The sequence below is a fragment of the Allolucifera butyrica genome, from assembly GCF_900476375.1.
GTDB lineage: Bacteria > Bacillota > Negativicutes > Sporomusales > UPPP01 > Lucifera > Lucifera butyrica.
In genome coordinates, this window is record NZ_UPPP01000103.1 from 1 (window position 1) to 10,800 (window position 10,800).

The 10,800-nt window shown below is 50.5% G+C and carries 13 protein-coding genes; all 13 read left to right on the forward strand.

Annotation, left to right across the window (positions count from 1 at the left end):
• On the forward strand, nucleotides 1–615 hold a 615-nt coding region (locus tag LUCIF_RS20710), incomplete at its 5' end, for an ATP synthase beta subunit C-terminal domain-containing protein (RefSeq protein WP_442405473.1).
• Between the two features lie 3 nt (nucleotides 616–618).
• The gene (locus tag LUCIF_RS20715) at nucleotides 619–1,029 is read left to right on the forward strand and encodes a F0F1 ATP synthase subunit epsilon (protein WP_122629744.1); all 411 of its coding nucleotides are present in this window, start codon (nucleotides 619–621) and stop codon (nucleotides 1,027–1,029) included.
• Nucleotides 1,030–1,196: 167 nt separating this feature from the next.
• The gene (locus tag LUCIF_RS20720; protein ID WP_165866092.1) at nucleotides 1,197–1,955 is read left to right on the forward strand and encodes a YwmB family TATA-box binding protein; all 759 of its coding nucleotides are present in this window, start codon (nucleotides 1,197–1,199) and stop codon (nucleotides 1,953–1,955) included.
• Nucleotides 1,956–2,029: 74 nt separating this feature from the next.
• Complete coding sequence (gene murA / locus LUCIF_RS20725) at nucleotides 2,030–3,286, forward strand: UDP-N-acetylglucosamine 1-carboxyvinyltransferase (protein WP_122629746.1); 1,257 nt, start codon at nucleotides 2,030–2,032, stop codon at nucleotides 3,284–3,286.
• A gap of 244 nt (nucleotides 3,287–3,530) precedes the next feature.
• Nucleotides 3,531–4,529, forward strand: a complete 999-nt coding sequence (spoIID, locus tag LUCIF_RS20730) for a stage II sporulation protein D (protein ID WP_122629747.1) — start codon at nucleotides 3,531–3,533, stop codon at nucleotides 4,527–4,529.
• Nucleotides 4,530–4,569: 40 nt separating this feature from the next.
• On the forward strand, nucleotides 4,570–5,334 hold the full coding sequence (locus LUCIF_RS20735) for a M23 family metallopeptidase (RefSeq protein ID WP_122629748.1): 765 nt from the start codon (nucleotides 4,570–4,572) through the stop codon (nucleotides 5,332–5,334).
• Between the two features lie 130 nt (nucleotides 5,335–5,464).
• Complete coding sequence (gene spoIIID, locus LUCIF_RS20740) at nucleotides 5,465–5,731, forward strand: sporulation transcriptional regulator SpoIIID (RefSeq protein WP_122629749.1); 267 nt, start codon at nucleotides 5,465–5,467, stop codon at nucleotides 5,729–5,731.
• A gap of 154 nt (nucleotides 5,732–5,885) precedes the next feature.
• A complete protein-coding gene (locus tag LUCIF_RS20745) occupies nucleotides 5,886–6,914 on the forward strand; it encodes a rod shape-determining protein (protein WP_122629750.1) in 1,029 nt (342 codons plus the stop codon).
• A 62-nt stretch (nucleotides 6,915–6,976) separates the two neighbouring features.
• Nucleotides 6,977–7,720 (forward strand): flagellar basal-body rod protein FlgF, encoded by a 744-nt coding sequence (gene flgF / locus LUCIF_RS20750; RefSeq protein ID WP_122629751.1) that lies wholly within the window; start codon nucleotides 6,977–6,979, stop codon nucleotides 7,718–7,720.
• A 108-nt stretch (nucleotides 7,721–7,828) separates the two neighbouring features.
• Nucleotides 7,829–8,620, forward strand: a complete 792-nt coding sequence (gene flgG, locus LUCIF_RS20755; protein ID WP_122629752.1) for a flagellar basal-body rod protein FlgG — start codon at nucleotides 7,829–7,831, stop codon at nucleotides 8,618–8,620.
• A 6-nt stretch (nucleotides 8,621–8,626) separates the two neighbouring features.
• On the forward strand, nucleotides 8,627–9,610 hold the full coding sequence (gene flgA, locus LUCIF_RS20760; RefSeq protein ID WP_122629753.1) for a flagellar basal body P-ring formation chaperone FlgA: 984 nt from the start codon (nucleotides 8,627–8,629) through the stop codon (nucleotides 9,608–9,610).
• A gap of 11 nt (nucleotides 9,611–9,621) precedes the next feature.
• Nucleotides 9,622–10,224 carry a flagellar basal body L-ring protein FlgH gene (locus LUCIF_RS20765; protein WP_122629754.1) on the forward strand — a complete coding sequence of 201 codons (603 nt, stop codon included), beginning with the start codon at nucleotides 9,622–9,624 and terminating at the stop codon, nucleotides 10,222–10,224.
• 30 nt (nucleotides 10,225–10,254) lie between these two features.
• Nucleotides 10,255–10,800, forward strand: a 546-nt coding sequence (locus LUCIF_RS20770; protein WP_133306310.1) for a flagellar basal body P-ring protein FlgI, incomplete at its 3' end; no start/stop codon positions are given.

Consider the following 10,800-nt stretch of genomic DNA (forward strand, 5'->3'; position numbering starts at 1 on the left):
GGCCGGATGCCGTCGGCGGTAGGGTATCAGCCGACGCTGGCCACCGACGTGGGGGCTTTGCAGGAACGGATTACATCGACGAAAAAGGGTTCTATTACCTCGGTACAGGCGGTCTATGTACCGGCCGACGACCTGACGGACCCGGCGCCGGCGGCAACGTTCGCCCATCTGGACGCCACGACGGTACTGTCGCGGCAAATTGCCGAGCTGGGGATTTATCCGGCGGTGGACCCGCTGGATTCCACCTCACGGATTATGGACCCGCACGTTTTGGGTGAAGAGCATTATCAGGTGGCGCGAAGCGTACAGGAAGTCCTGCAGCGGTATAAAGAACTGCAGGATATCATTGCCATACTGGGGATGGAAGAACTGTCCGACGAAGACAAACTGACCGTATCGAGGGCGCGCAAGATTCAGCGGTTCCTGAGTCAGCCGTTCTTTGTGGCCGAGACCTTTACGGGCACGCCGGGCAAGTATGTGCCGCTGAAAGAGACCATTCGTGGCTTTAAGGAAATTGTGGAAGGCAAGCATGACGAGATACCGGAATCGGCCTTCTTTATGGCGGGAACAATCGACGAAGTGGTGGAAAAGGCACAGAAAATGAAGGGGGAATAACAGTTGGCCAAGACAATACGGCTGGACATCGTGACCCCTGAACGAATCGTATATTCGGACAATGTCAACATGGTGATTGCCCGGGCGACGGACGGGGACCTGGGGATTCTGCCCGGGCACGTGCCGCTGATAGCGGGTTTAAGCATTTGGCCGCTGCGGATTTTAAAGGGCGAAGGCGAGACGGAAGTGTCGGTCTGCAGTGGATTTATTGAAGTGCAGCCGGAAAAGGTGACTGTTCTCGCCGGCTGTGCCGAATTACCGGAAGAGATTAATGTGGAGCGGGCGGAAGAGGCTAAGGAAAGAGCCGAGAGCCGCTTGAAAAGCGCTGACGGAATTGACACTGTCCGGGCCGAAGCCGCTTTGCGCCGGGCTGTTGTCCGGTTGAAGGTTGCTAAATTTAAAAACAAGATATAAACTGCGTATAGTGCCAAAGAAGACTGGGAAAAATCCCAATCTTCTTTTTTAATACCCTATTTGCCTATTACCGGAAGGCCGTTTCAGCCTTCTTTCCCGTATAACTTTGCGTGGAACTGTTAATAATGGAAAATAGATATATTGATTTGATATTGAGGGATGGGCGAGTGAAAAAAATAGCAAGAATTGTGGCAGCAGTTGTGTTTTTGATGATTCTTTGCAATCCTGCAGGCAAGGGTACTTCGGGAGCAACGGATGTCTTAGAGAATGCGATGACTGCTATGGGGACCGGTATAAATCAAATGAGTATTAACGGATGGTCCAGGATCCCGGCGCCGGCAGCAAAAATGAATGAAAATGATTTACGGACCATGGTTGAACGGGCCATGCAGGAACTGGGAATTCAACAGCAAGAATATAGCGTCACAACCAGTCTGCACGGGACAAACCGTTTGGCGCGCGCCGAGATGGTTCATGACCGGCTTCGGGCCGTCGTGATTGCCGAGGTTATTGATCTTGGCGGAAAAAGCAACAAACCGGAATTATATTTGGTGGTAAATATCGATAGTACACCGGATTCCAGCCACAATTTCAGCCTCTGGCGGAAAAAAATAATTACTATAATTGAGCAGGAAGGAGGAGTAGCCCACATAAGTACTTGCCTGGTAGGTTGGCTTGATGGTAAACTAGAAAAGGATGAAATGAGGAAACGTCTGCAGCAGGCATTTAATGCCGCAGACGCTACGATGCTTGACCAGATGGAATATGAAAACCTGGTCAGCTCCAGCGGCTATGCACCGTCTATTGCCGATTCACTGCAAGCAGGAAGTAAGAAAATAAATCTGAACCTGGCGATGCGGTACAGTTCGTATGATAACCGTACTTATGCAATTGTCGGTTCACCGATTATTACCCGCGAATACTGATCAGTCCGGCGGATTAAGCCGCTCTGGTCCGGGAAATCGGGCAATGTTTAGAGCTATTGTAGGAGGAAGCTTATGTGGAAAAACTAATCGTTACCGGAGGGAAAACGCTTTCAGGCTCTGTAAAAATCAGCGGTGCCAAAAATGCGGTTTTGCCTATTATTGCCGGCACTTTATTAGGTACGACCCCCAGTGTTTTGGAGGAAATTCCTGACTTGGAAGATGTCCGGACAATCTCGGAGGTGCTGGGACATTTGGGTGTGTCGGTACAACGGGAAGGAGATAACAGCCTCTGTATTGACAGTACTAATATTACCACCTGTGAAGCACCTTATGAACTGGTCCGCAAAATGCGGGCGTCCATTCTGGTAATGGGGCCGCTTCTTGCCCGGGAAGGCGAGTCGCAGATTTCCCTGCCGGGCGGCTGCGCTATCGGTACACGGCCGATTGACCTGCATCTTAAAGGCTTTGAGGCCCTGGGGGCGGAAATTGTTCTGGGGCATGGTTATATTGAGGCCAAGGCGCCGCATGGTTTAACCGGTGCCAGAATATATCTTGATTTTCCCAGCGTCGGTGCTACGGAAAATATTATGATGGCTGCCTGCCTTGCCAAAGGGCAGACGATTTTGGAAAATCCCGCCCATGAGCCGGAAATTGTTGATTTAGCTAATCTTTTAAATGCCATGGGGGCTAGAATTCGCGGCGCAGGTACCAACGTAATCAAGATCGAAGGCGTGAAAGAATTAAAAGGGACAACTCACGCCGTGATTCCGGACCGGATCGAAGCCGGAACCTACATGGTTGCGGCGGCTATAACCGGTGGGGATATTCATTTGGAAAATGTTCTGTCGGAACATTTAAAACCGGTAATTGCCAAATTAAAAGAGGCCGGCGTAAGTATCGACGAAGAAAACGACGGATTGCGGGTCCGGGGGGCTGAAACCTTACGGGCGATTGATATCAAAACCCTTCCCTATCCCGGCTTTCCGACGGATATGCAGGCTCAGATGATGGCGCTCCTGACGGTTGCCCATGGAACCAGTGTGATTACAGAAACAGTGTTTGAAAACCGGTTTATGCATGTTGATGAGTTGAAACGCATGGGAGCCAATATTAAAATTGACGGCCGGAGTGCCGTTGTGGAGGGAGTTCCCAATTTGACGGGCTGTCCTGTAAAGGCCACCGACTTGCGGGCGGGTGCCGCCCTGGTGCTGGCCGGTTTGATAGCGGAGGGGCAGACCGAAATCGGCTATATTCATCATATCGACCGGGGCTATGACAACCTGGTGAGCAAATTTCAAGGATTAGGCGCGTTGATTGAACGCGTTGACTAGTACAAAATGCACTAATATTACGTTCAACAAAAAAGAAACGGAAAAGCCGTTTCTTTTTTTGTTTGCGCAGGGCGCAGAGCTCGTGGCGCAGGGTTGCAAGGGCCCATTCCAACAACCAACATCCAATATCCAAAAGAGTCCCGCGCCCTAATTTGTGGCATACACCAACCATTGTCCGCATATTATGTTGTAGATGAAACTGTCCCAATAAGGTATTGCCGGGCAGTACCGGAAAGGAGCAGGCGTGAAGCAGGTATTCGGTGTTACTATTCTGTTGGTAGTCGTTGCGGTTATTCTACTACCCTGGGTCGTGGTGCGTGGTCTTAACGTCGCGGTATCACCGCCTGCGTCCCGGTCCAAAGTCTATAAAGGCGAGGATTTAATTATTAAAGTCTATTTACATGACCAGGACAAGATAGTACAAATGAATCTTGAAGATTATGTAAAAGGGGTTGTGGCGGCGGAAATGCCGGCGGAATTCGAACTGGAGGCGCTTAAGGCGCAAGCGGTGGCGGCAAGAACGTATGCTGTGAAAAATATGGTTTTGTTCGGCGGTGGCGGAGTCGCCTCTCACCCCGGTGCCGACGTGAGTACCGACCTTAAAGAGGGGCAGGCATGGGCAAGTGAAGCCGCCCTGCGAGAACGCTGGGGAAGTTTGGACTATGCGCGTTATTGGCAAAAAATTAGCGAGGCGGTGGAAGGAACCCGGGGACTGATTGTTACTTATAATGGCGAACCCATTAACGCCGTTTTTCATTCTACCAGCGGCGAACGGACGGCCAGCGCAAAAGAGGTATGGGGATTTGACTATCCCTATTTACAGAGTGTACCGGACCCGTGGGACAAAAGCTCCCCCCGCTATAGTGAAAAAAAGGAATATTCGTATCGTGAGCTGGAAGAGCGTCTGGGACCGGATGCCGGCGTTATGACAGCCTTACAAAATGGCGATAATACGATTGCCCGGATTATTGACCGTACCGGGTCGGGCCGGGTTGACAAAATCCGTATTGGCAGCAAAACATTTTCTGCCCTTGTCTTACGGGAAAAACTGGGCCTTCGTTCAACCAACTTTACTGTCGAGGTAAAAAATGACAAATTAGTATTTGATACGATAGGTTACGGACACGGTGTTGGATTATGCCAATACGGTGCCAATGGCATGGCCAAAGAAGGGAAAGATTTCCGGCAGATTTTGACATATTACTATACCGGAGTGGCGATAAAAAATATATTGGAGTCTTAACGCAGTCGGGATTGGGCATACTGGTAGCGAGGTGATTGACATGCCAAGTAAACCAATGCCCATTTTTATTTGGCGGGACCGGTTGCAAAAAATAATCCGGCGTCCCTTATTCTGGATTAATCCGAAAGCCGTAGTAACCGCTGCCGGATTGCTTGCGATTACGGTACTGTTAATGGTAACGGTTATTAGCGGGCTGATGTCCAGGGAACGGGAGAAACCGATTGAAATTACTCATTCTCCCAAATCGGTGACGGCCACGCCGGTTGCACCGGTCGAAAAGCCGAAGACCTCTGTCGCGGAGAAGTCCCAAGCGGTTCCGTCTGCTGCCGTTTCACCCGCCGCTGCTCCGGCGTCGCCAAAAGTGGCATCACAGCCAGCCGTCCGGCCGAAAGCAGCGGCAGATGCGGTTTCGGCCCAGATCAAAGGACCGATATGGCCCCTGCAGGGAGAAATCAAACTTCCTTTCGGCTGGGTTGAACATCCTGTCTATAAAGATTGGCGTTACCATGCGGGGCTTGACATTAGCGGCACTTTGGGACAGCCGGTTGCAGCCGCTATGGACGGCAAGGTGGAAAACGTATATAACGATAGCAGTTATGGTCTGACCGTACTTGTCGCCGGTGCTGACCACCGGTTATATTACTATGGGTCGCTGGCCTCGACACGGCTGGAAAAAGGCGCCTCTCTTCATGCCGGTGACGTGATTGGCACGGTAGGAACGACGCTGGGGGAATCCTATCCGCATGTGTATTGGGCGGTAAAAAGTGACGGGCAATATCTCGACCCCGCTAAATTAGTTAAATAGTCCGGTTTCCCGGCCTTGAAAGCCTGCGAATGAAGGCGGAAGAAGAAAAATGCGTGATGAACTCACGCATTTTTTGTTTTTGTCCGCATATACATGGTAGCAAAAGAGGGGCGAGGGGGAAGCAGAACAGATGAAAGATTATATCCGCAAACGGGTATTGGACATTGGCAATCATATTCTTGAAAGCAAGCATACCGTGCGGCAGACGGCAGCAGTATTTGGGGTAAGTAAAAGTACAGTACATAAAGATATGATTGAAAGGCTGCCGACGATTAATAAACGCCTGGCCAACAGAGTAAAGCATGTTTTGGAAATGAATAAAGCGGAACGCCATATCCGGGGTGGTGAAGCAACGCGAAAAAAATATAAAGAAACAAAACAGAAGTGCGAAATATAAAGGAATTTTATTGAAAATGTAGAATAAAGACGTTACGTATAATTAAAATCATCCATGTCTTGATTCTGGTTCTCACTGAATTGTTTTTTTCATTTTTCACTTTTTTGCGCGGATTACGGACAAGCATGGGACATTGCGGAGAAAGGGGATCTTTATGTTCGGAATGTCAACGGATATCGGCGTTGATTTAGGGACGGCTAATGTGTTGGTCTACATAAAAGGGAGGGGGATTGTGCTGCGTGAACCCTCTGTAGTAGCGATAGATCGGGATACAAACCGTATTTTGGCAATTGGAGAAGAGGCTCGCCGCATGTTGGGCAGAACGCCCGGCAATATAATTGCGATCCGTCCCTTGCGGGAAGGAGTCATTGCCGACTATGACACAACGGAAAGCATGCTGCGTCATTTTATAGAGAAAGTGGCAGGCAAGAGCCTGTTTTTTAAACCCCGCATCATGATTTGCATTCCATCGGGAGTTACAACCGTGGAAAAACGGGCCGTGCTGGAGGCGGCCATGCAAGCGGGAGCCAGAAAAACATTCCTCATTGAGGAACCGCTGGCGGCAGCGCTGGGAGCGGGTCTGGTTATCTCGGAACCTTGCGGGTCCATGGTGGTGGATATCGGCGGCGGAACGACCGATATTGCCGTCCTAAGTCTGGGGGGTATCGTGGTCAGTGAATCCTTACGGATTGGCGGTGACAAATTTGATGAAGCGTTGGTACGGTATGTTAAAAAAGAATATAATATTTTAATTGGCGAGCGGACGGCGGAAGAAATCAAAGTAACTATTGGCACCGCTTTTCCGCAGGGACGTAATGAAGTCATGGAGATCCGCGGACGGGACCTTTTATCCGGTTTACCGAAGACCGTACGCATCAATTCAAACGAGACGAGAGAGGCTCTTTCCGAACCGGTTTCTTTGATTGTTGAGTGTGTCAAACAAGTATTGGAACGGACGCCGCCGGAACTGGCGGCCGACATTGTAGACCGGGGAATTGTAATGACGGGCGGTGGTTCGCTCATCCACGGACTGGACAAACTGATTAATCAGGAAACGGGGATTCCTACTTATTTGGCGGATGACCCGCTATCCTGTGTGGCCCTGGGTACCGGCAAAGCATTGGATTCTATGGAAAGTATGCAGGATAGTCTGACGACGTTGAAGAAAAACGGCATTGCCTGACTTTTTACCATATTCAACGTTTCGTTTCGCACTATTAGCAATGATGAAAGCAGGTGGAATTTGTGATTCGGGGAATTTATATCGCTGCATCGGGCATGCTGGCTGAATCGCTGCGCAATGATGCCATTGCCAATAATTTGGCGAATGCTAACTCGGCGGGCTACAAAAAGGACATTACCGTTACTAAGAATTTTGCCGACATGATGCTGGAACGAATCAATGACGGTCCGGTGGAACCGGTTGGTCCGCTGGGTTCCGGCACGATGGTAGACGAAATTGCCACCGACCATTCCGCCGGGAGTATTCGCAGCACCGGCAATGATTTGGATTTTGCGCTGCAGGGGGACGGCTATTTCGTTGTTCAGACACCGGCAGGGACCCGGTATACGCGTGATGGCAGTTTTACCCTGGATGCCCAGGGGGAATTGGTTACCGCCGACGGCTACCAGGTACTGGGTCCGAACGGTCCAATCCGCTTGAGTGGCGGCAAGGTTGCGGTTTCTCCGCAAGGCAGAATCCAGGTGGACGGGCTGGACGCCGGACAACTGCAAATTGTGGATTTTGCAAATAAAAAACAGCTTAGCAAGGAAGGCAACAGCCTGTTTGTAGCAGCGAACGGCGCTGTGCCGCAAGCTTCCAATGCCACTGTCCATCAGGGCTTTTTGGAAGGATCCAATGTCAATATTGTGAGCGAAATGGTAAATATGATTTCCGGCTATCGTACCTATGAAGTCGATTCGAAAATGGTTCAGGCCCAGGATCAACTGCTTGATAAAGCGGTGAACGAAGTGGGAAAAGTTGGCTGACAAAGTAATAGTTAAGTTTTTGGATTTTATTACGATAATATATATGGCAGGCTTTCGTTTTGCCAAAAGAGCATTTATTAAATTTATTCCACAGGAGGAAATGAACTTATGATACGGGCATTATGGACTGCCGGGACCGGAATGGCTGCCCAGCAGAACAATCTTGATGTTATTTCCAATAACCTGGCTAACGTGAATACGGCCGGCTTTAAAAAAAGCCGCAGTGATTTTGAAGACCTGATGTATGAAACAGTTCGTCAAGCCGGTTCCACGACCGGTCCCAATACACAGCTCCCTACAGGAATCCAGATCGGCCATGGGGTGCGGCAAGTAGCGACACAAAAAATCTATACCGCCGGCAACCTTACCAATACGGGAAATTCATACGATATGGCGATTCAGGGCGACGGGTTTTTTCAAATTACCATGCCGGACGGCACCCTGGCCTATACCCGGGACGGTTCTTTTTCCAAAGACTCCAATGGCATACTCGTTACTTCGGAAGGATACCCAGTGGAACCACAAATTAATGTTCCGAGTGATGCCACGTCCATTTCTGTTTCTTCTACAGGCGATGTTACGGCTGCCATACCAGGGCAAACTGCCCCGCAAGACTTGGGACAAATTCAATTGGCCCGCTTCGTCAATCCTGCCGGTTTGAACAGCATCGGCGGGAATCTTCTGACGGAAACGGCGGCTTCCGGTACGCCCGTGGTCTCCGATCCCGGCACGGACGGTGCCGGGACGATTGCCAATCAGTATTTGGAAATGTCCAATGTTCAGGTTGTGGAAGAAATGGTGAACATGATTGTGGCGCAGCGGGCTTATGAAGTGAATTCCAAAGCAATTACTACCGCCGATGATATGTTGAATATTGCCGATAACCTGAAACGTTCATGATAAAATATGCTGCGTAAAGCGGGCTGGCTGCTGATTTTCCTTTTGTTTTGGGGAACAGGTCAGGCCCTGGCCGGCGGCATTGCGATTGTTGTCCATGAACAGGCGGTAGTAACAGGTTCCGTGATCACTTTGGGGGATATTGCCGATGTCAGCGGCAGCGACAGTGCCCGGGTGGAAGCTTTGCGGGAAATCAGTCTCGGCAATGCTCCGGCGCCGGGTAGCGATGTGGTTTTGACGCCGGAACTGCTGGGAGCCAGATTGGCCGCTTCCGGTGCGGACTTTAGCGGCGTTTCCTGGCAGACGCCCCAGACCGTGTACGTCAGTGCCGCTTCCCAAACAATCAGCGGCCAGGATGTGTTGAACAGGGCCCTGGCAACTGTCCGGGGGCAGTTAGGCGCGGCTAAGAACAGCAAAACATTTGATATAAATCCGGCGGAAGAAGTTGCCGATACGGTTGTGCCGGCGGGAGCAGCTTTATTGAAAGCCAATATTCCCTACGGCATACGGTTTAATACACCAACTACGGTTAATGTGGCGATTTTGATTGACGGAGTGCCCTATACGACAATTAGCGTTCGGGTTAACGTAAAACAGTTTCAGAATGTAGTGGTTGCCGCAGCTCCCATTGCCTCCCGTGACGCTCTCACTACGGGCAGCGTACGGTATGAACGGATGGATGTGGGGCGTCTGGCGGCGGGTTATATTACGGATATCAATAAAGTTGTCGGCCTTATGGCCCGGCGCAGCATTACCGATGGTATGATTATTACCGAGTCCATGCTGGACGAGCCGGTGGTGATCAAACGGGGCAGTATGGTCAATATTGTGGCCCGTATCGGCGGTATTGAAGTAACGGCTGTCGGACAGGCCATGCAGGACGGGAGACAGGGGGAAGTAATCCGGGTGCAGAATATGACATCCCGCAAGATGATTGCCGCTCGGGTAATCAATGATTCTTCAGTTCTGGCCATTACGTATAATGGAAAGTGAGGGTGATGGCAATGAATGCCCTGAAAAGAAACGTTATTCTACTTACCTTGGCAATTGGGCTGGTGGTCTTGGCTCCGGTACATAGATCCGAGGCCGATTCTCTATGGAGCGACAACGGACCGGGAGCTGCCATGTTCAGCGACAGAAAGGCCCATAGCATAGGGGATAGTCTTACAATTATCATTAATGAAAATTCCAGCGCCAGCCGGGTGGGACAAGCCAACAACACCAAAAGCAGCAGTACAAACCTGACCGCCGGTACGGGATTATTAAGCGGCTGGATACCGGGTGCTTCCGCCGGCAGTTCGGACAGCTTTAAAACCTCCGGTACGCTTACCAACACGAATACTCTGAGCGGCAGAATGACGGCCCAGGTTATTGCAGTCAAACCCAACGGCAATCTGGTTATTCAAGGCACCCAAAGCGTAAAGCAAAACGGGGAAGAGCAGAAATTCATCGTGTCCGGCGTTGTCCGGCCGGAAGATATTTCACCGGATAACACCGTGTATTCCTACTCTATTGCGGATGCCCATATTGATTTGGAAGGCAAGGGGCCTATTTCGGCAAAAGAGCGGCAAGGCATTTTAACCCAGCTGTTTAATTTCCTGTTCTAATGTCAGTTTGGGGAGAAAGGGATTATATCTATGCGCAAGTTCGTGATTCTATGCTTAACCGTAATTTTAATCGGCAGCAATTTAGCGCCGGCTATGGCCGACGAAGCCGGCACCCGGATTAAGGATATTGCCAAATTGCAGGGCGTGCGCAGCAACCAACTGGTTGGCTACGGCCTTGTTGTCGGACTGGCAGGGACCGGCGATTCCAATAAAATAACCTTTACGATCCAATCCATTGTCAGCATGTTGAAAACCTTTGGGGTGACCGTAAGTTCATCCCAAATGCAGTTTAAAAATGTGGCGGCCGTTATGGTCACGGCGCAATTGCCGCCTTTTGTCAAACCCGGCGATACCATTGACGTTACCGTATCTTCCATGGGAGATGCGAAAAGCCTTGAAGGCGGCACCCTGATTCAGACGCCGCTAAAGGCGGCCAACGGCGCTGTGTATGCAGTCGGGCAAGGCCCTTTGTCCATTGGCGGTTTTTCCGTCAGCAGCGGTGGCAGCAGCCAGCAGAAGAACTTTCCTACCGTTGGCTCTATTCCTGGCGGCGCGATTGTGGAAAAAGATGTTCCC

Coding starts and splice junctions, on each gene's coding strand:
- LUCIF_RS20735 (WP_122629748.1), top strand. CDS start 4,570: ATGCCAAGTAAACCAATGCCCATTTTTATTTGGCGGGACCGGTTGCAA.
- spoIIID (WP_122629749.1), top strand. CDS start 5,465: ATGAAAGATTATATCCGCAAACGGGTATTGGACATTGGCAATCATATT.
- LUCIF_RS20745 (WP_122629750.1), top strand. CDS start 5,886: ATGTTCGGAATGTCAACGGATATCGGCGTTGATTTAGGGACGGCTAAT.
- flgG (WP_122629752.1), top strand. CDS start 7,829: ATGATACGGGCATTATGGACTGCCGGGACCGGAATGGCTGCCCAGCAG.
- flgA (WP_122629753.1), top strand. CDS start 8,627: ATGCTGCGTAAAGCGGGCTGGCTGCTGATTTTCCTTTTGTTTTGGGGA.
- LUCIF_RS20765 (WP_122629754.1), top strand. CDS start 9,622: ATGAATGCCCTGAAAAGAAACGTTATTCTACTTACCTTGGCAATTGGG.